The sequence below is a fragment of the Psychrobacter aquimaris genome (genome assembly GCF_016107525.1).
GTDB lineage: Bacteria > Pseudomonadota > Gammaproteobacteria > Pseudomonadales > Moraxellaceae > Psychrobacter > Psychrobacter aquimaris.
The window spans coordinates 109313-129390 of sequence record NZ_JABASR010000007.1; the positions used below are offsets into that span (position 1 = coordinate 109313).

Sequence of the window (20078 nt, forward strand, 5' to 3'; positions counted from 1 at the left end):
ATGAATTATGATAGAACATGGTAGATGCTAACTTGTTAAATTTATACATTTATCAATACATTTAATTAAGCTTATGTAACAAGATAAAACATTTGTGTTATATTATGAGGGAGGTAAAAATTCACGACGAATGTTAACTATTGGAGCGGTAATGAAATCCACTTACTTATTATCTTTAGCTTTCTTTAGCCTGTCATTTCTTGTATCTACTAGTGCATTGGCAGCCCCTAGTTTTTCAAATGGTATTAATGTCTATACTAGTCAAGACGGTGGTGTGTATACCACTACTTGGACTGCGTATCCTATGACAATAGAAGGGTATACAGGCGCTAATCTCAAAAAGCCAGACAATCTGCTGATTGCTTTAACAGCTGATGGTAAAACAAGTAGTTTTAGAGGAGTGCTAAGTATTACTTGTTCAAACCCAATAAGTTCAAACATAGTAAGTGATACAGATTACAAAAGCCTGAAAGAAGCGATGGCTGATTACACGCTACCTCGCCCCGTAGTGAATAACCTCTTTGCCAAATTCTGTAAATAGCTATTACCATTTTAAAAAATCATTAAGAGTTGTCCATATAAACAATGGGCGACTTTTTTGTTTGTTTAGCAGATCCATAGGTTAATGAATTTAAAACTGCAAAAGTGTTCGGTACATGAATGGAGATTTATTCGTACCCATTATTCTTTGCTAAAGATTAATTCTTGTTCCTATAGTCTTTCCACTCATTTTCAATATTAAGAGCTTAACTATGAAATCAGGTCATGTTTTATCATTAGTTGCTATAAGCAGTATTATTGCGTTATCTGGCTGTACGGACAATAAAGAAGCAGAAGCTACTCAAGAAGTTACTACTGAAAATTCGGCTGTTAACAAAGAGGTGGTTGCAGTAGAACCAGTAGTTGCTGAAGAAGAGATCATTGTTATTGAAGAAGAGGTTGTCGAAGAAGAAAACGCACCTAGATTTTCTAAGATTACTGATTATCTCACTTTAAAGCCCAATACTGATTGGCAATGGGAGACGCTGGCTGAAATACCTGGTGTGCGAGAATGGCGAAACAAGATACCTACTTTAGATGGAGGTACCAACTATTCCATCATTGGTGACTTAGATGATCATAGCTATGTTGTAGCTTATGGCACTAAAACAAAACCAAGTTTAATTAATATTAGTTCTGGTCAGGGCATAGCAGAAGATGAAACAACAAGTGCCGTTTATAAGCTTGAAGATCTATTTAGAGAAAAAGAATTAACGCGTGTGCAATCTAATTGTGATACAGATGAAGACTTTCCTTTTTCCCAGCATTTTTACAAATGGCAAAAAGAAGGCTATCAGCCTCTTTATGTTCTTGCAATGATAGAAGAAGGCAATTCTGGTACATCCAAGGATTTTGGTATCGCTAAAAGCTTCGAAGACTTTTATAAACCTGAAAACAGAGATATGTACCCTAATTTAATAGATTCTGATGATGATGGTAATGAGATAACCTGTACTTTTGACCTGTAATATTTATTCAGTATTTTAAACGCTAATGGATTAAATTATGAAATCGAATTATATGTTGTCATTGGTTGCTATTAGCAGCCTTATTGCTCTATCAGGCTGTGCTGAGAGTCAAACAATGGGCACAACAGTAGTAAAAAGTGTTGGTTCTTTGGTGAATGAGGTAGTGACAGGCACTATAGCAGGTGTACAACAAGGCTTAGGTGGCTCTTCTGTGGATACTAACAAAGTAGCGATAAGCAGCTCTCAAAAATTACCAACAAATGATATGCTTTATTTATTTGGTGATATGGAAGGCGGATGTGTAGGTAAAAACTTATCCTTTAAAACTTTCGACCAAAGTCAGTTGTCATTAGAGGATAGTATTAAAGGGGTATCACAAGACTACCGATACTTTGTTAAGCCGAGGTCACAATGGTTGTCAGCATATCGAGATACGATAAAGGAAGTAAAAATAAAAGAGGGAGGTGAGTTTACCGCATATCATCTAATATTCAAAGACGGTATTAAATATCGCGGCCAGCCTTTAGAGGAATACGTATTTATGTTTAGACCAGAATCTTCAGGTGCAGGTGAAGCCTTAAAGTTCGCACCAACCGCCAATCTCTCCACTATTTTGCCTAATTTTAAATCTTACAAGATGGAGTATTGGGATGAAATAATAGATATGGGTGCAACGTATAATTCTAAAAACAAAACGTTTACTTGTCTTTTTGATTAAATGCTCTAATCGTATTATGCGATAACGTACACAGTCTAAACCCAACTATTCCAGCAAAATAGCCAACCCACAAAAGGATTTAAAATGAAAAATAAATTAGTATCATTTACTGTAGCAGCAGCGTTAGCCCTTACCGTTGTATCAGCTTATGCAGCCCCTGCAGCAAAAACAAGCACTAAACCAGCTACGCCATTAAAGATCGGTACTACGGATAATGATGGCCTGACAAGATATAAAGGAAAGACTATAGTCTCAGGAATTCTTGAATATAATATGGTTAATGAAGCAGGGTTTCCGGCTGAGTTTACTGTTGATAACGAATCAAAAGTGATGATTCCCAAAGTACCTAAAACAAACTATCCTACTCAGTTTGCGCTTGAGTCAGACAATCCTCAAATTGAGAGATTAAAGCTTAATAAAAAGAAGTGCTATCGCATTCCAATGACAATAGAAATTGACGGATACTATAGTAGTAGTTATGAGGGTGAATATGATGGTGCTAATTTATTAAAAATTATCAAGAAGGGTACGCCAGTGCTAACAAGTTGTAATGTTGGATAATAGTAAGGCGGGCATGCTAGTACATATTTGAAATTATATATGTGTAAATCACTACTAATTAGTTTGTATTAATAAATACCAGTATCAAAAACATGACTTGAGTAAAAAAATAGGCTGCTAATGCTATGTTTCATATATAGCTAGTAGCCTATTTACTATTATTGAAACTGCATTGATGAAATAGAATCACTAGTGATCCTTTTTATGTATTTGTCACTCGTATGAATGCCAACCAATGACATCAAAGTAAAACTATTAAATAGTTTTGACTGAACTACTAGCTTATTAACACAAGAAGCTTTATGACCTTACTATGTAAATATAAAAGCTAGTTGTTCATTAGCAATGGAGTATCGTGTGAACGCCCCACAAATAGCAGTGATTATTGCGACTAAAAACAGACCTAACTTACTAAAACAAAGAGCTATAAACTCAGTATTAAATCAGTCCATATCACCGAGCTATATTATTGTTGTAGACGATTCTGCTGACCAAAACCAGTGTCAAAACAGACTGATAGTCGAATCTATCCCATCAACTAATTGCCATATTAAATATTTACTAAACCAGCGAACTCTAGGTGCTAGTGGAGCATGGAATACGGCAATAGAATACCTTAGCAACAGCAATGAACAAAAACAGGATTTCAGTTCACTATTTTTAGCATTTCTTGACGATGATGATGAATGGCATCCTAACTACTTAGAAAACTGCAAATCGTTAGCAATCACACAGCATTGCAATATGGTGGCAGCTGGATTTTACCGTTATGAAGGTAATGCACAACAGCCTATCAAATGTATACCTCCTGACTCACTAAATGAAGAGCTATTCTTGTGCGGAAATCCAGGTATTCAAGGTTCTAACTTATTCTTATCACTAGATATTATGTTGATGGTAGGCGGTTTTGATGAGCAACTATCAAGTTGCACTGATCGAGACTTGTGTATACGTCTCTGTGAATTAGACGCAATACGCTACTGCAATATAAAAAAACCACTACTAACTCACTATGCCGATAGTGATCGTCAACGACTTAGTACACCAAACTCACCAGCCAAGAATAATGGATTAGCAGTTTTTTGGCAGAAATACCATGGACGTATGAGCGCTGATCAAAGTAACGCGTTCCTTGAACGCGCACAGCGCCTATTTTTCTGGCAGCCAGAAATATTACCAAAAAAGATACTAAAGCAGGAATCTCAAATCGCATTAACTCTTGGCGTTGAATTTGGAAGTTTTTTATTTAACCAATTAGATCAAGCTATTGAAAAAATTCATCATTTAGGCCAGAAAAGTCTGGTTAGCTTCAATATCGTTTTGACCACAACTAAAAAATTGGATCAGATTGATTTGCGTACGTTTATTGAGCGGATGAATCAACTAGGAGTTACTTGCTATAATTTATGCCATCAGCAAACGTGTATTGAAACAGCCACAGCATTTGTTGCCAAAGAAAATATTGGTAATAGCGTATGGGTATTAAAAGATGGTGACTTTCAAAAGCAACGCTCTATCGAAAGCGAGAACGATTTATCAACAATATTGACGGACTTAGGCGCTCGTCATTTATGTACTAACCGCTGTAATAAACCCCTCTTAAAACCGCATGCGACACTCATTAATAGAATAAAACAATGCCGCATTGATGCAGCTAATGATCATATCAGCAGGCTATTTGGTATTCATGAGCTTCTACTACTTGGTATCGGCTCTGAAGCTGTTGTTATGACAGATGGTCAGCGTGTTTTTAAATGCATTGATTATTGGAAAACCCACATATCTACTGACCAAATCAATTTTTTAAAATGGTTCAGTTCACAATGGTACAATCTACCTGGTTTATATACCCTTGACGAAGTTATATCAGATGGAAAAACTTTGGTACTCACTTATCCCTTTGAAAATAGTATCCCTTATCAAGGTGGCAACTGCGAACAAGTGATGGACTTGCTACACAGTTGCAGCAAAGCAGGAATTGTATGTAATAACATGCACCCGAAAAACTTAATAAAAACCCAAAGTGAAGTGAAACTGATTGATTATGGCGCGGATATTCGCCCATGGAATGAATTAGGGTTCGAACACATGGCTCGGAGGGCTTATCTAACTATTCATCATGTGGATCATCCAAATCTCAAGCACTTAATGCGCCAATCTCTGCATACAATAAATTTCCCAGAAATGCAGGGCTATCAAGCATTTCGTCAAAAATTAACTGGTATTGACTGTAACCTTAAACAAGCACAGGAGGCATGGCTGCCACTTGCCCCACTAGAAAAACCATCCAAGCCATTTGCCCTAACTATTGGTGTGATTACCGGTGATGCGCATAAGTTATTGCCGTTATTGAATAGTATTGCTGATCTTGCACAATGTGATTTTTTATCCAGTATAAACTCCATAGTACTATGCAACGGTTGCTCAGATACCTCTGTGAAAGAAACGCTTTCATTCAGTAAAAGGCTATTGGGTGATATAAAAATAATAAGCGAAACACAACAGATAGAAGATGCTGCAAGCGGCCTATTTGGTTCTGACTTGGCAAAACGACCAAAAGGCCAAGTGGGAATTGCACATGCACGGAGCATGCTGCAAAAATATGTTGGTTTAAAATGCGCAATGACTCCAAATAACTATGCTTGGATCCTTGATGACGATATGCGTTTAGATGCCCGAGCCAAACAGTTTCTAGCTTGGCTACCAGTGTTTAAGCAAGCAGATATCGATGTAGTGATTGGACAATACGAAGGCTCATCGCCTAATCCTCCATTAAATGGCCTACGTGGCCAATTGGTAGATCTTCTTCATAACTTACGCTGGCTTGATAAACTACCAAACAATATCGAATTGCCTGATCGCAGCCACGAAAATACAATACTTCGAGATAAGTATCCTGATTATTACTATGACTTATCTCGTAAACATACGGCTCATATCGAAGCACCATTTTGGCTTGAACCCGCCTACAAAGGTGAAAGCGTCACTGAAGCTCGCTCTCGATTGATTGCACATGCGCCTTTATTGGTTACGGGCTTCCCGCTCACTCGTGGTATTGTTCCAGCATGTTCAACATCTCCATTAGCTGCAGCAAAAGATACGGTAAACCGTGGAGGCAACACCTTTGTACTAAACGCTAAAGCCTTAATACAAACGCCTAACCTAATTTTTAAGATTAATGGCCGTGAAGCTCGCCGTTCAGACATGGTCTGGGCAATAGTCAATAAACATTACCATGGACTAACTATTAAAAGTGCGCCATTTCCTGTTCAACATACTGGGCGCATACAGCACGAACCAATTTTGAATTTAAGTAAAGTACAGGATGAAATCATGGGATCGGCATTGTATGCTGGTCTGCAAGAATTTCTACGAAACAACGAACGACATAACTTGGTCTTTACTGATATTGAGATTAGCCAGGTATGGAAAGCAACCAAATTAGAATGCAACACTCGTCTTTCACGTTTAAGGCTCAGTTTTTACCGAATCAATGGTTTAACGCAAGCTTTATCCAAATATCCAGAACTAAGCGAGTTGTATAAATACTTGGCTAGCTCGTTTAACCCAGATACTTTTACTAAATTAGAAACCCAAGTTCAACAAATGAACGAGTGCCATATTTACGAATTTTTAAATCAAATAGTGCCGCAGAGTAACCGCTTTGCAAAAGCACATCAGAAAACCCTTGAGAGAATAGAATAAAATGCCTTTTAAAGATTACTGCGAACTCCCAACACTACACGGCACATTTAGAATGTACGATACTGGCAACGAAATGTTACGAGTAGTCACTTTTGGTGATATCAATAAACTAGAGAGTAAACCAATACTGCGATTACATTCTTCTTGCCTAGCCTCTGAAGTATTTGAAGCAAGGGACTGTGACTGTGCCGACCAATTGCGCGAATCCATGAAGATAATGGCACACAATGGAAGTGGGATCATTTTCCACTTACATCAAGAAGGCCGTGGTCAGGGCCTTTCTAATAAGATTCAAGCAGTATACAAAATGCAGAGTGAAGCTTTAGATGCAGCAGAGTCATTTGAGGCACTGGGTTTAGAACAAGACGTTCGCGACTATGCACCAGCTATAAATGTGCTAAAAGAAATGGTAATAAAACAAGTGCGCTTAGTATCAAACAACCCACGTAAGCGACGCGCACTAGAACAAGCAGGAATCGAAGTAGAGCTACTTAATACACACCCACAAATACGGCCTGAAAATATAGATTACTTGAAAAGTAAAAACGAAAAATTAGGGCACTGCCTGCCTTTAGGTTTTGAGTATGACAATATTAACTCTATTTTATTTTACCATTCAGATCAAACTTGGGGAGAGCTTTCTAACTTTTCAAAACATGCCATATATCTGCATAATAAAATTTGGCCGACAACAGAGCACTTTTACCAAGCACAAAAATTTAGAGATCATACATTGCAAGAGCGCATACGCTGTGCAGCAAGTCCTATGTTAGCCAAACAAATGGCTAAGCAGTTAGAATCACAACACCTACAACCTAACTGGCATAACATGAAGGAAGAGATAATGCTGCAAGCACTTACAGCCAAATTTACTCAGAACCCTGAACTTGAAGCGTTATTATTATCAACCCAGCAATATCACATAGCCGAACATACACTCAATGACAGTTATTGGGGCGATGCAGAAGATGGTAGTGGCTTGAATCGGTTAGGTGAACTGTTAATGCAATTGCGTAATCAGCTACAGTTCAACAAAGAAGCGCAACTATGTGCGGAATAGTCGTGCTTCACGGTGATACCGCCGAACAGAATATATCAGCTGCTTTAACTCGCCTTACTCATCGAGGTCCTGATGACCAACACTATTGGATCAAGGGGAAGTTAGCTATTGGGTTTGCACGTTTGGCAATTAATGATGAAAGCATTAAAGGACGCCAACCTTACAAATCCAGCTGTATGATAGGAGCTTTTAATGGCGAGATTTACAATGCAGATTTACTTGCAAAACAATATGACCTCCTTCGTAATAGCGACTGCGATACACATGTAATCGCGCCACTATTCGCTCAACTGGGTGAGCAGGTACTAAGCGAGTTAGACGGATTTTATTCAGGGGTTATTTATCAACTGGAGACAAATACGATTCTATTGTTTCGCGACCATATGGGTAAAAAGCCACTGTTTTACGGTCAAGCCAATAACAACCTATTTGTTGTCAGTGAACTTAAAGCCCTACAAAATATTGACTGGTTCGAGCAAGTGCCCCTTGGTATTAGTCAGCTTGACTTAGCTACGGGCACGCTTACCCAAATAGCACGCCACCAACAGTTAACCAGTACAACATCTAATCTGCTTTCAGCAATGGAACAAGCAGTTATTAAACGCTTACCTAAACAGCCCTTCGGTGTTTTCCTGAGCGGAGGTCTAGATAGTTCGATTATTGCGGCTATAACTTGTCAGCATCGCCAAGATGTAACTTATTTTACTCTGGGAGATTCCAATAGTATTGATGTTGCTATGGTTGAAATGCTTGTTAAACACCTAAGATTAAAGCAAGTTATCTACATGCCATTACCAAGTAAGCAAAAGTTACCCGGATTGATTGATAAAGTACTTTACGCAACTGAAAGTTACAATCCATCGATCATTAGTAATGGTCTTGCGACTTATTTATTAGCTCAAGCAGCACAGAGGAAAGACTTAAAGGTAGTACTAACCGGAGAAGGGGCAGATGAGCTGTTTGCTGGTTACCATGAGCAACTATCTGAACAAGAGTGGCAAGTTATTCGTACCAAGCTGATAACCGATATGCACTTTACAGAACTTCGTAGGCTTGATAAGTGCAGCATGGCACACAGTATTGAAGCTCGTTGCCCATTTTTAGATCGTACAGTAAAGAGGGTTGCCGATGACCTTGAGCATAAGCAGTTCTATATTCCCGGTTACAACAAAATAGCACTTAGGGACGCCTTTAGGCACTTATTGCCTGCCGAGATCGCAAACCGAAAAAAGACCTCGCTTGATGTTGGTAGTGGCATTCGAAAGTTGGTAGTGGACTATTTAACCCGTAACGGTAATACAGAAATGGTAGAACTTAAGGAAATATGGAAAGATACATTCACATACGATGTAGACGATCCTTACTTTTTTAGCTATCCAACATTTGATTCTGCTATTGCTAAACGAGGAGCATCTCACAGATGACAGTGCATTTAGCTCAACAAATACTACTCGCTAAATTTAAGCAAGAGCCATTCCATAATTTATACCTACTCAACAACGTACACCCTGCAACGATGGCATATGGTGGTACCTGTTCAGACAAAGCTCTAAGCTACTTAGATGCAACCAAAGCAGTTGGGTTAGATGCATACTTGCACTCTGCTCGCATTGGTGGAAAAGATATCCACCGACTAGTAAGACTGGAAATAAACAACCAGCGCTACTTTGCAGATATTGGCAATGGGTGGCCATCCATTCAACTTATCCCAGCCGAAACCCCCATTTTATATGAGTGTTACGGCATGCGCTTTAGGACTACGATAGAAAACGATGTGATCACAGTCTACCACCGAAAACGTAATGTAGAAAAAAAACAAATGGAAATTGATATTGCCGCAAAGTCTGAAACCGAAATCTATCACAGTATTGAAAACCGCTTTTCTGCCGATATTATCTATCCATTTAGTAGCCAGTTACGTTTCTCGATGGTTGTTGGTAAACGCTTTTTATTTATTCGCGATACCCAATTAGAAATTTACAGCAATAGTGGCTACGAGGAGGTTCTAAACATCAGTATGAGTAATCTGCAAGACGTTATAAAGAAATACTTTGGCTATGATATTAAGCCAATCGAGTCTCAATTTAGCGATACAAACTAATTATAAAATTTGATCTGATAGTTTCATTCCACATGTAATACTACTATCTCCCAAGTTGATGTGTACGGATTTGACGGCATAGGTCCCACGTCAGTGGGCCTATCCTCCTGAAGATACAATCATTGTCAGGGTAACGCAAACCACTGATAGCGGCAATTCAGTATGACCGATATAGTGGGTAGATATGCAGCGAGCCAGCTTACCGACCAGTGAGTATATTGGTTCGATTGTAAAAAGCCACAAAGTGGTCGAGCTTGAGCAAGCGATCGCGGATGTATTTGCACAAATGGTTGATGATTATTCTCTTAATGCGCTCAATGGTATTTTTAACTATATTTAACTATAGCGTGCCGTGCCAGGGTCGTCAGTCGGTCGTAGAGTGCTTTACTAAGCTAAACGGTCTGGTGGTATTCAGGCGTGATGATGACGGGCTATCTGATACACTGATGCGGATTATCTATGCCAATTGGCAAGCGCTGGCAAGTGAGCGCGGGCTGGGATTTTTGCAGTTTGTTCTTGATATGCTATACCCCAAACAAAATGAAATTATGAGGCTTTGGCACTCTAAATCCTTAGCGCACAAATATCCCTCATATCTGACCGATACCGCGCGTACAGATAGGTTTTTGACCAGTCGTATTTGTATTAAACTTGATGCAGTGGTAAATATCTGCGAGCTGTCAGAGCTTGCTCCTACATTATCACGGCTTGTGCCGTGGCAGGTTGTGCCAGAGATTGCGGTTAACCCACCATCAACTCAGAATATGGACGTCAAAGTTGCGGTGGCTGGCGAGGTTATCGCAGTAGCTGATTTTTCCCCTTTTTTGAAATATTTAAGAATAAATTTGACATATCATAACCCTAGGGTTATATTGTACTTAATAATTTATAACCCTAGGGTTATGGTTATTACAATAGAAATGAATTTTGATTATAGGAGGTTTTTATTAAGTCATCCGAGCTTATAGATATGCTCATAGCAGATGGATGGTATTGGGTCGCCACTAAGGGTAGTCATTTTCAGTACAAGCATAAAACTAAAAAGGGCAGGGTTACTGTCCCACACCCTAAAAAAGACCTACCGAAAGGTACTGTTAATAGTATTTTCAAACAAGCTGGATTGAAATGATCCAGTGGCTTTAGCAATAGTTAGCTTTGTTTGCAAACGAAGCTAACGTTTGACTACAGCTAACTTGTAAGTACTAATAAAAAATCTGTTTTGAAATAATCTATACCGTTGAATTAATAAAACCTATATAAAGGAGTCTAGCCATGTTTTATCCTATCGCAATCGAGAGAGGAGATAGTCATACAGCGCATGGTATCCGTGTACCTGATTTACCAGGATGCTTTTCTGCTGCTGATAACTATCAAGATGCTGTTGATATGGCGATTGAAGCTATCGAGCTGCATTTAGAAGGCTTGGTAGAAGACGGAGAACAAATCCCACTTCCTTCTGATATCGGTGCTTATATGGATAATCCAGAGTACGAAGGTGTAACTTGGGCTTTAGCGCCAGTCGATGTAAATCGTTATCTCGGAAAAACTGAAAAAATCAATGTAACTTTACCAAGTCGTCTGATTCATATGATTGATGAGAAAGTTGCAAGCAATAAAGAACGTTATAAGAGTAGAAGTAATTTTATTGCATTATTGGCAGAAAAGAATTTTTTTGCACATTGATATTAGTGTTCTAATAAAAAAGCCTCGCATTTGCGGGGCTTTTTATTAATGGTAAAAAATACAAACATTTTATTTTAACCCTTTAAGTAGCATATTTCTTGCGTATTCTACGCCAGCAGCCTCTTGCATTTCTTGCCAGCTTTCGTAAGTAGTATTTTCTTGGATAAAGCTCTCCCATTTTTCGTCTGGAATAGCCTCAAAATCTTCGTTTGATTCAATCTTGAACCCAGAAGCATTAAATAATTCATCAAGATTGGAGTATTGACTACAGTTTGAGATGAATTTGGGATCCATAAGCTCACCCATCTGAACACTATGCTCCCCTGATAGTTCTGAAGCGTTTTTACTTAGCTGCTCAAGTCCTGTGAAATCTACTTCATTTTTCATGTTTTTTCCTCGTGGTGGATATTTGTATTTGTGCTAAATTTTAGTAAAAAAAAGTTTAATAACACTACATAAAGATATCGTAGTAAATATACTCTAAGCCCTTTTTTTGTAAAAACTCTCACTGCTACTTAAACCACGGAACACGCCTCAAGCCTTTAATTTATCCTTGTCACAATAGCCTTATCAAACCCCAATTTTGACAAACTCACCTGAGTAAATTTTCGAACCCAAAAAGGGTGCTAACAATATGCCGTATATAGCGTTAGCATCTTTTTTTGCTACTACTTATATCTAATAATTATCGATATTTATTCATCACGCTAATAATTTTAAACCCTCGTTAACAAGGCTATAAGCATCTAAGAAATTACTACTTAATCTATAAAATAATTTTATTAAAAGCATAATCGTCAGTGAGCTTTAGCATTAGCCAGCTGTTTAAAGACCAATAAACACAATGATAAATACTAAAAGGGCTGCTAATGCGCCGAAGCGACCTAGTGCAAGATCACCATGATTAAGCCAGTCAGTATGAATTTATGTCGCAGATTATCGATTACGATAATAAGGATACAGAGAAACTAAGTTTTTATGCTCGCTATTTGCAACCTATGCTACGTGAGAGGCTCGATGATGACGAGATTTATTTCAGTAATATTATCATGAGTCACTACCGCTTTTCTAAGCTACGTCAACAGGATTTAAAGCTGCAATAAGGTAGTTTCTATCCGCTGAATACTGGTAGTGGTGGAGCTGGCCATGCTAAGGATAAACAAGAGGACTGGCTATCAAAAATAGTTGCAAGGTTAAATGATCTATTCGATACTGAAAATCTGGCTGATAGAGACCTAATCAATTACTCGCAAACTATCTGGGATAAAGTTAACGAAAACCAAATCGTCATGAATACGAATAGAGTTAGCGCTTTGAGTGAGAGGGATTGATTATGTCAGATAAAAATATGAGTTTTTAGCTGAAAGTAGATTTGATTATTTATTTGCTAATAAAGTCACTTCTCCACATAGCATGCTCACATACTGCACAAAACCAACTCTCTTTTGCCCGCATATAGGCGATATCAGCAGGTACCTCAATAGGACAGGCGCTCCCACAATATTCACAGCAAACATCATCTAAGCAAGCATAGCATTGGCTTATAGTTTCAAATAATGTTTGAGAGCTAATATTATATTTTTGACAAAGCATACGTACATAATCTATATAGCTGATTTTATGATTATAGGCCCAATAATCTTCACAGACCCGTTTGTCCCAAGCATTTTGTGTCATGCTCCATTCAATCCTGATGCCCACAATATACTCCTTTTTAATGGCAGAATGACTATGATTAGTGTCACATTTTTATAGTCACTATATCTATCGAACAAGTCGCCCCCATCATAGTTAGCCAGCTATTGAGCAGCAAGATGAGTCTATGACATAATAAAGCGTTAGTCAGCACAAAATAGTTTTTGACAGGAACTTAGTTATTGCCAACGAGTATTATTTTAACAGAAAAGTAGTCACTGGCAAGTATTTTTTACTTACCAATAAGGATTTTATTGTGATTTCATGTAATCTACCAGTGCTTTTAGCGGAAAGAAGATTGCGAGTTGCAGATTTAGTAAGAATGACAGACATCAGCAAGTCAACGCTTCATAGAATTTATAACGATGAGACAACTCGTATAGAATTCGATACCTTGAGTAAGTTGTGCCAAGTATTAAAAGTCAGCCCAGGGGATGTTTTAAAGTATGTTCCCGATGAGAATGAAAAGAACTAAGTTTGATAGGAAGGTGGACTGATATAAAACGTTAACCTTCTCACCCAACTAAAATTGAAATTTTAAAATACTCTTTAGCCTTTATTTATCAGGGGTTAGGGAGTATTTTTTTGTCTAAGAAATGGTTATGAATCAGTATTTGAGTTATCCAAAGATAAAAATATAACAGCAATATTAAAGGCTTTACAAACAATAAGTTATAACATATTATGATGAATATATTTCACTATTAATAATATTAAAATGAATAATATTCATCTAAAGCCTACTCAGAAGTTCATAACTTTCAGTAAATATAATCTGGTTATTCATCAAGATGCGCAAAAGGCATTGTTGATATGGCATCAATTTAGGCCAAGAATGAGAGGTATAAATATAGGTGGCTTGGATGATTATTATCGCCCACCGCTACGATTGGTAGTTGGTAAAGATTCGACTTATTATTTTTTTAATGAGTTTAGAAGGTTTGATGAAATTCTAATAGAAGAGACTAGTTTACGTCAGCCTTGCTTAGTTGCCGCTGAAAGCCTGAGAGATATTAAGCGCTTAGCTTGGAGTGAGGTTGTCGAGCTGGCCTTCTCAAGGGGAATTAATCATCCTGAGTTTCTAAAGGCTTTAAGCTCTAGTGCACCGAAAAGTATTATTTGCGAACTCATGAATATTGAGCGTCTGACGGTAGACAATTATTGTAGGTTTGCTGGTATCAGCCAAAGTGCTTATGAGTATCAGCAGTGTAAGGTAGCCAATGATGAGGCGATGCTGGGGTTGCCCAAAAACCTGAGTTGGATGGACACTTCTTATGGATCACACTAAATTACTTAATGAAGTAATCGATAGGCGAGTGTTTGATAAGCTTATCCCAGTAGGTTCACCACATCACATACAAATGTCTCAGCTTATGATCGATGTGATTAGTCTGGTGCAAGATGATGATATTGATTTATTGCACTCAACATCAGAATCTAATTTCGCAGACTTTACTGGCATAGACTGCACTGAGGTAACGACACAAATCATTCGGGAAGGTAAAACTGGAGAGTGGGCAGTCAGCTATATGCTAATTGTCTTTTATCAGACGTATGGAAAAGTTGATATTAACAGTAATGCTTGGCGGTTTATGAGCGGCTACTTAAAAGTTATATTTATGATCACAGCACGCCATGATAAGCACTTTGCTAAAATAGATAAGCTTGGCGTGCGTATTCGTATGGCACTAAGACCTACTGATCCACAGCGTAGCATTCTCGACCAGTTAATCAACATTCACGCCCAGTGCGACAGCTTGTCCTCATGCTTATCTGCTATCAGACAACATGAAGCAAGTGTTAAACAGGAAGAGGCAACAGGTAAAACAGCCAATCAATATCTTGCTAGTAAAATCGGTCAAATCAGACTTGGTTATGAGGTAGTAATTGATAATAAAGCTTTTATTGGTAAAACCTATACTGAAAATACTAAACGCGTAAAGTCGGCTCAAACCGTCACCAAGACAGTGGCGCATATCGATGGTGAGCCGCTACAAAGAATAGTGTTTGGTACGAAAAAATCAAAAAAGCACAGTAACGTGGCAATCGCTGAAAATATTGCTGATGACGACGAAGTACCTTTGCTAGACAATGACTTTAAGCCAGCCACACAAATTGCTAAATCCTCTGAGTTGCAGCAATGGCGATTAAAAAACAACCATCAACACGCCCGCCGTAATCAATTTCATTTCCCAACCAATCATCGTCAGCTAAGCATTACCGGATACCAGATGCTATTTGCCACGCTTTGGCAGCGCTTTATGAGTGTTGATAAACAGAGTAGCACTGGGTATGCCGTTTTAATACTATCACTGTTAAGCGGTCTTAGTATTGATAGCATCATTGCTGATTGGCAATGCAGTCGCAGTCAACGGCAGTATTTTGTCTATGACCGTGTCCGTAAAGTTAGTAGCATTGCCATCACGATTGATGTGACGACCAATACTCGAAGTCATCTGCTTGCCCACAGACAAAGCTACGGCAGTACCTTTTATCGCGCACTGCCTGAAGCTTTGCAAATCATGCTTGAGGATAAAATTACCGTTTCATCCGATACTGTTAAAGCCGCTATCTCTTACGCTAAAGATATACTTAACCTACCAGCACTGAGTCCTCAATATATTGAAGCAGGCCTGTTTATATTGATCAAAAACGAGCTTAATAAGCCCTTATATGCTGACCTGATCACAGGTGTTGATGTACGGCATAGCTCTGCGCTGTATTACCTTAGCACTAAAATGGTAGAGCTAGAGCAAACTTATATAAAAGCGATAGAGCTGATAACTGAATACTGCAATGATGAGCAAAAAGCACTTTTAATAGATGAGTGTAGCATACCGATGAACGGGCATAGAAGCTACATTGGTAGTGATATGGCACTAAAGACCACAATGTGCCAGCAGTTCTTTAATCAACTGGCTGTCAGTGCCGAGAGCTTTAATGGCAAGCTAAAATCCCACATGGATCGCTATATTGCGCAGTTCAATAGCTATAGCATTTGGCTATGGCACATTGTTATGATCCAAACCGGTATTCGCCCAGTCAAGCATGCACCAGGCTTGCTACACCAGTTTGACTTTCATCGGTACATATTATGGGTATCTGATAAAGAAGAGCGTCATGCGCAATCTGATGGCAGGCTTATTCCTCTTAGCAAGTTTTTGATAATGGCTATTCAAAACTACATTATTTATATTAAGCAATTTGCCGCTATCTATAATTCATTATATCCAGCAGCGCGTTATCCCATCAATGCCATCTTGCAATCAGAACAACCCCTCATTCAAATTTACCAAAAAAATCCAAAAGGCTTTGCCCGTATTACGCCAAGCCGAGTCCGCTATCAGTTGCAAGATTTTTTTAGTCATCAGGATAACTGGCTGCGTCATCAGCTGAGGTCTATGCTCACAGGGCGCGTGCCTGACTATCTGATTTGCACCCTTTACGGTCACGAACATGCTGATCAGGAATTCATGCACCCGATGTCATCAAGCTCTATCAATCAGCTGCACCAGCTCAGCCCTCATTTAGATGCGATCGCTACAGATCTTCACTTAAAACAAATTGAGGTTCGTCTATATGGATAATATTAGCGCTCATAAACTGCGACAGCTGAATAGAGAAGAATCCAAAAAAAGTGTTAAGCGTGACGCTAAAAAATTAATCGAAGAATATATCAATCAAAATTCTATGCAATTGCCTTGTGAGCTGCAGCATCACTACGAAGCAATTAACCTGTTACTAGAAGGGACGTTCGATACCGCTCAAAACTTCCAATTGGCGCGGCGCGGGTTTTTAGAGTTTGTTCGTGATTATAATAAAACTCACCAGATATATCTTGATGAGCCTGTGGTACCGATACTGGCAACTCGTGAGCGCTTGACCATTAACTATGATTGGTTTGTGAGTGGACGCGCTGTGGCAGACAATAGCGCAACAATGATAGAGGTTTGGCAACGAAAACGGCGTTTCTCAGTAAACGACTTGGTTGAAGGGGTGCTGTATTGCAGCATAATGTATGGCGGTATTAATGATATTGAGGTGTTAAGAGCGCTCTATGATTGGCTGTTTGGTGAGCGCCGTGTGTATAAAATTGACATGCCAGCGACTGATGAAAAAAGCAGGGTAGAGCATTTGGCTGTGATATCGCTTGAGGTGCATGATGCTAACTATGGCTGCGCGATTGATGAGGATAATGACCTACATCGATTCGTTGATTATATTCCCGATGATATGAGCCTGTGTTTTTTATACGCTCTAAAGAACAAAGAGTTAAATACTGCCAAGATAAAGCCATTTAATACTATAATCAACGATATCTCAAAAACGCTTAAACTCACTAATAAAGATATCAATCGCCCGCAGCACTCACTGCTCATCAAATATGCGAACTACCACTGGCGGCAACTGGAAGATAACCAGATTGATGGGGCGCTTGCCGTGATTAAACAGGGTAACCTCAAAACCACAGGACTGCCGACTGATAAGCTCATTCATTATAACCGAGAGGACATTAAGTCAAATCCTGTACCACTAACGTGGTCTGAACTGTTTAATGCCAGTTATCAGACGGCAGGAAAATCACAAGACAAGAGAAATGCCACAGCTTATCCAAGCTTTAGTAAAAATGTGATCAAAGAGCTACAAGATGCACTCAAACTGATTAGAAACGCCGCTATTTCTACTATCACAACATTAAAGACAGACGCTAGCCAGTCTAATGCACAGCGCTTGCTTAGTTGGACTTTGTCGTTGCTCGGTGATACTAGCATTAGACTAAATACTATCAGTAAGTATGTGGGCTGCATTGGCCGCGACTGGCTGATGCTAACGATGGATGAGGACGTTGATCAATGGGAAGGCAGTGACTTTGAGGACGTTTACGAGCAGATTATTCAAAGTAAGGTAAAAAATGGCCGCAGGGTATCTGTGCTGAGCAAGTCATCAGAGTTTGATGATACGTCTAGTGGTATAGATAATGATAACAATGCTACTGGTCAACAGCTATCTCATCTTGACCGCCTGAAAGACAGCCAGAAATTTACTTATGGGCGTCTGAAAGCATTTCACGATCACCAGCGTATGCACTTTGATGCGCCTTACGTTTATTTTCCATGGGGCAATAATCGGCAGGTAGTAAAATCTGAGATGGTGTCACCGCATGTGTATCATGCGATGAAAGATTATATTCAGTCATCAAATTTAGATTTTGAGCAAAAGCAATTATGCTTTGTGGTTCTAGCACTTGCTTATCGCACCGGTATGCGTATCAATGAAATTATTGGTACTAAGGTTAACGACATTACAGATATAGGGTTTATCAATGGCCAAGTGATTGAAGCGCCAAAAATAATTCTCAAACCCAACCGCTATCGTAGTCTTAAAAGCAGTAGTGCCAAACGAGTGATACCGATAGATAAGCTTTTCAAGATTGATGAGTTGAAACCGTTCATCGCATTCTATTATCAACAAAAAAGGTTAAAGCGCCGCTATTTATTCTCACAAGGGTCAGGCGATCAACCACTACCATCTATATTTTTCAGCAATATGATGAAAATAATATGGGATCGCTTATTAAATAATCATGACTTCACCTTTCATAGCTTTCGGCATACCGCCATTAGCCAATTGGCACTGGTGTTAAGCGGCTCATCACTTAAGCAGGTGATGACAGATTACGATATAGCTCATAGCGACGCTATCGTTGAAGCTATTCTTGCTAATAATAAAGAAAAGGGGGTGTGGTTTGGGCTGGCTAGTCTTGCTGGGCATCTAACGCCAGATACTACGTTTGAGCACTACATTCATATCGCTCATTTGCTCGCGGGCTGGCAAATGAGTGAAGCAAAACTAACGCTACCATTAACCGTTATAGATGCAGTCACAAAGATAAACTACCAGACAGTAAATAGAGAGGATGCTAGTGCCTACGACGCTAAAACTAAGCTAGTCGCCTTGAGTAAGTTACGTTTGTATCTTATAAAAAAGCTAGCTTGTCATAAAACATCTTTGTTTGTTGAAAGTATAGAACAAAAGAAAGGCTCTGAATCTAGCCAGCAAGCAACTGAAAATGCTAAAGACACAGAGAAACCAGAAGTAAAATCTATTTTAATCCATCCAAAGTATCATGATGTGATTGCATTTTTAGAAGAAATACAGGAACTAAAAGTTGAAAAAAGACAAGAAAAGCTAGCAGAAGTTGCTATAAGGCATGGTATTAGTATAACCGAAGCAAAATGTATCTATCACAAGGCAGAGCAAGTGTTGACAAGCGATAGATTGCTGTTAGGCGCACCGAGAGGACGTAAGAATCAAGAGCTACTTATTAAAGCGCTTGATAGGGTTTATCAGATGTCTATTGAAGAGCCTTTGCAGTTAACAGAATTCGTAGAAATCTTCTCTAATAAACATAATATAAAGACATCCTCTCTACATTTTGGGGTAAAAAAATCACAATTAATAATACTAAAACAGTTCGTAAGTATAGGAACTAGACTCGTTGATAGCTTGTATTGGCAGATTCGTGCTGATAGCGAGAAGACGGTTAGTCATCTTAAAAAGGAGCTAAAGCTGGACAGCAATATACGTACTGGATCTCGTGAAAACTACAAAGGTTATGAAGTCAGAGTAGTACAGAGAAAACGTAGACATTCTGATAAAAACTTGGCTAAGGCGGATAGCTACTATGCTTCTTCAGGACTTCTGAAATACGTGGGCTACTTACTTATGATATTAGTTGAAAACTAGAGCCTTTCACAATTCTGAACGACTATTTTCCTTAATATAATTTGCAATCGTCATCGAGCTGACTCATTTAAATAGGTCATATAAGCATTAATAAGCATATCAATAAGGTGACAGAGCGACAAGTCATAAGCTGAAAGGGTTGTAAGCTGATTTTCGACTTGTATGATCGAGGAAGCTGTCACGGATAATATTGCTCTGAACACTATAAGATATAAAGGTTGTCACGCTGTCACGGTAAAAAAGGAGGAGGGATGTATGGTGGCTAAAACACTCTACCTATTTAAGTATTGCAGTTGATAA

19 protein-coding genes are annotated in these 20078 nt (G+C 38.8%); 17 read left to right on the forward strand and 2 right to left on the reverse strand.

The annotated features are described in order from the left end of the window. The first annotated feature begins 151 nt into the window (after positions 1–151). From JFC10_RS08015 to JFC10_RS08070, 12 genes are all read left to right on the forward strand, one after another. Positions 152–541 (forward strand): hypothetical protein, encoded by a 390-nt coding sequence (locus JFC10_RS08015; RefSeq protein WP_198332403.1) that lies wholly within the window; start codon positions 152–154, stop codon positions 539–541. A gap of 211 nt (positions 542–752) precedes the next feature. Continuing rightward, entirely contained in the window at positions 753–1508 is a 756-nt protein-coding gene (locus JFC10_RS08020) for a hypothetical protein (protein WP_198332404.1), read from the forward strand. 37 nt (positions 1509–1545) lie between these two features. Continuing rightward, a complete protein-coding gene (locus tag JFC10_RS08025) occupies positions 1546–2226 on the forward strand; it encodes a hypothetical protein (protein ID WP_198332405.1) in 681 nt (226 codons plus the stop codon). Positions 2227–2310: 84 nt separating this feature from the next. Continuing rightward, on the forward strand, positions 2311–2787 hold the full coding sequence (locus JFC10_RS08030; protein ID WP_198332406.1) for a hypothetical protein: 477 nt from the start codon (positions 2311–2313) through the stop codon (positions 2785–2787). Between the two features lie 357 nt (positions 2788–3144). Beyond that, the gene (locus JFC10_RS08035; protein WP_198332407.1) at positions 3145–6492 is read left to right on the forward strand and encodes a glycosyltransferase family 2 protein; all 3348 of its coding nucleotides are present in this window, start codon (positions 3145–3147) and stop codon (positions 6490–6492) included. A 1-nt stretch (position 6493) separates the two neighbouring features. Beyond that, positions 6494–7552, forward strand: coding sequence for a GTP cyclohydrolase II RibA (gene ribA, locus JFC10_RS08040; protein ID WP_227685981.1), 1059 nt, complete (start codon positions 6494–6496; stop codon positions 7550–7552). A 2-nt stretch (positions 7553–7554) separates the two neighbouring features. Continuing rightward, the gene (locus tag JFC10_RS08045) at positions 7555–8976 is read left to right on the forward strand and encodes an asparagine synthetase B family protein (protein ID WP_198332409.1); all 1422 of its coding nucleotides are present in this window, start codon (positions 7555–7557) and stop codon (positions 8974–8976) included. Then, positions 8973–9653: an arylamine N-acetyltransferase gene (locus JFC10_RS08050; RefSeq protein WP_198332410.1), complete on the forward strand. Its 681-nt coding sequence runs from the start codon at positions 8973–8975 to the stop codon at positions 9651–9653. The genes JFC10_RS08045 and JFC10_RS08050 overlap by 4 nt, the downstream gene beginning before the upstream one ends. 184 nt (positions 9654–9837) lie before the next feature. Then, entirely contained in the window at positions 9838–9993 is a 156-nt protein-coding gene (locus tag JFC10_RS08055; RefSeq protein WP_198332411.1) for a hypothetical protein, read from the forward strand. Beyond that, a complete protein-coding gene (locus tag JFC10_RS08060; RefSeq protein WP_198332412.1) occupies positions 9971–10621 on the forward strand; it encodes a hypothetical protein in 651 nt (216 codons plus the stop codon). Before JFC10_RS08055 ends, JFC10_RS08060 begins: the two co-directional genes overlap by 23 nt. Further along, positions 10600–10782 (forward strand): type II toxin-antitoxin system HicA family toxin, encoded by a 183-nt coding sequence (locus JFC10_RS08065; protein WP_198332463.1) that lies wholly within the window; start codon positions 10600–10602, stop codon positions 10780–10782. The genes JFC10_RS08060 and JFC10_RS08065 overlap by 22 nt, the downstream gene beginning before the upstream one ends. A 143-nt stretch (positions 10783–10925) precedes the next feature. Continuing rightward, positions 10926–11336, forward strand: a complete 411-nt coding sequence (locus tag JFC10_RS08070; protein ID WP_105245849.1) for a type II toxin-antitoxin system HicB family antitoxin — start codon at positions 10926–10928, stop codon at positions 11334–11336. 69 nt (positions 11337–11405) lie between these two features. On the opposite strand, the gene JFC10_RS08075 is transcribed toward JFC10_RS08070, so the two are convergent. Beyond that, positions 11406–11723, reverse strand: a complete 318-nt coding sequence (locus tag JFC10_RS08075; RefSeq protein WP_198332413.1) for a hypothetical protein — start codon at positions 11721–11723, stop codon at positions 11406–11408. A 539-nt stretch (positions 11724–12262) separates the two neighbouring features. Here JFC10_RS08075 and JFC10_RS08080 point away from each other — a divergent pair. Further along, positions 12263–12439: a hypothetical protein gene (locus tag JFC10_RS08080; RefSeq protein WP_198332414.1), complete on the forward strand. Its 177-nt coding sequence runs from the start codon at positions 12263–12265 to the stop codon at positions 12437–12439. 277 nt (positions 12440–12716) lie between these two features. Here the strand turns inward: JFC10_RS08080 and JFC10_RS08085 are convergent, their stop codons facing one another. After that, complete coding sequence (locus JFC10_RS08085; RefSeq protein WP_198332415.1) at positions 12717–13037, reverse strand: hypothetical protein; 321 nt, start codon at positions 13035–13037, stop codon at positions 12717–12719. A gap of 250 nt (positions 13038–13287) precedes the next feature. Between JFC10_RS08085 and JFC10_RS08090 the strand changes: the two genes are divergently transcribed. The 4 genes from JFC10_RS08090 (at position 13288) to JFC10_RS08105 (ending at position 19778) form a co-directional block, all read left to right on the forward strand. Then, a complete protein-coding gene (locus tag JFC10_RS08090; protein WP_198332416.1) occupies positions 13288–13506 on the forward strand; it encodes a helix-turn-helix domain-containing protein in 219 nt (72 codons plus the stop codon). A 243-nt stretch (positions 13507–13749) separates the two neighbouring features. Beyond that, positions 13750–14319, forward strand: coding sequence for a hypothetical protein (locus JFC10_RS08095; protein WP_198332417.1), 570 nt, complete (start codon positions 13750–13752; stop codon positions 14317–14319). Beyond that, positions 14306–16618, forward strand: a complete 2313-nt coding sequence (locus tag JFC10_RS08100; RefSeq protein WP_198332418.1) for a hypothetical protein — start codon at positions 14306–14308, stop codon at positions 16616–16618. Before JFC10_RS08095 ends, JFC10_RS08100 begins: the two co-directional genes overlap by 14 nt. Next, positions 16611–19778, forward strand: a complete 3168-nt coding sequence (locus JFC10_RS08105) for a tyrosine-type recombinase/integrase (protein WP_198332419.1) — start codon at positions 16611–16613, stop codon at positions 19776–19778. The genes JFC10_RS08100 and JFC10_RS08105 overlap by 8 nt, the downstream gene beginning before the upstream one ends. The last annotated feature ends 300 nt before the right edge of the window (positions 19779–20078 follow it).

What these genes read in the sequence shown, in the direction of transcription:
- JFC10_RS08105 (WP_198332419.1), top strand. Translation starts at nt 16,611, where the DNA reads ATGGATAATATTAGCGCTCATAAACTGCGACAGCTGAATAGAGAAGAA.
- JFC10_RS08055 (WP_198332411.1), top strand. Translation starts at nt 9,838, where the DNA reads ATGCAGCGAGCCAGCTTACCGACCAGTGAGTATATTGGTTCGATTGTA.
- JFC10_RS08075 (WP_198332413.1), bottom strand. Translation starts at nt 11,723, where the DNA reads ATGAAAAATGAAGTAGATTTCACAGGACTTGAGCAGCTAAGTAAAAAC.
- JFC10_RS08070 (WP_105245849.1), top strand. Translation starts at nt 10,926, where the DNA reads ATGTTTTATCCTATCGCAATCGAGAGAGGAGATAGTCATACAGCGCAT.
- JFC10_RS08030 (WP_198332406.1), top strand. Translation starts at nt 2,311, where the DNA reads ATGAAAAATAAATTAGTATCATTTACTGTAGCAGCAGCGTTAGCCCTT.
- JFC10_RS08025 (WP_198332405.1), top strand. Translation starts at nt 1,546, where the DNA reads ATGAAATCGAATTATATGTTGTCATTGGTTGCTATTAGCAGCCTTATT.
- JFC10_RS08100 (WP_198332418.1), top strand. Translation starts at nt 14,306, where the DNA reads ATGGATCACACTAAATTACTTAATGAAGTAATCGATAGGCGAGTGTTT.
- JFC10_RS08080 (WP_198332414.1), top strand. Translation starts at nt 12,263, where the DNA reads ATGTCGCAGATTATCGATTACGATAATAAGGATACAGAGAAACTAAGT.
- JFC10_RS08060 (WP_198332412.1), top strand. Translation starts at nt 9,971, where the DNA reads ATGGTATTTTTAACTATATTTAACTATAGCGTGCCGTGCCAGGGTCGT.
- JFC10_RS08015 (WP_198332403.1), top strand. Translation starts at nt 152, where the DNA reads ATGAAATCCACTTACTTATTATCTTTAGCTTTCTTTAGCCTGTCATTT.
- ribA (WP_227685981.1), top strand. Translation starts at nt 6,494, where the DNA reads ATGCCTTTTAAAGATTACTGCGAACTCCCAACACTACACGGCACATTT.
- JFC10_RS08050 (WP_198332410.1), top strand. Translation starts at nt 8,973, where the DNA reads ATGACAGTGCATTTAGCTCAACAAATACTACTCGCTAAATTTAAGCAA.
- JFC10_RS08095 (WP_198332417.1), top strand. Translation starts at nt 13,750, where the DNA reads ATGAATAATATTCATCTAAAGCCTACTCAGAAGTTCATAACTTTCAGT.
- JFC10_RS08020 (WP_198332404.1), top strand. Translation starts at nt 753, where the DNA reads ATGAAATCAGGTCATGTTTTATCATTAGTTGCTATAAGCAGTATTATT.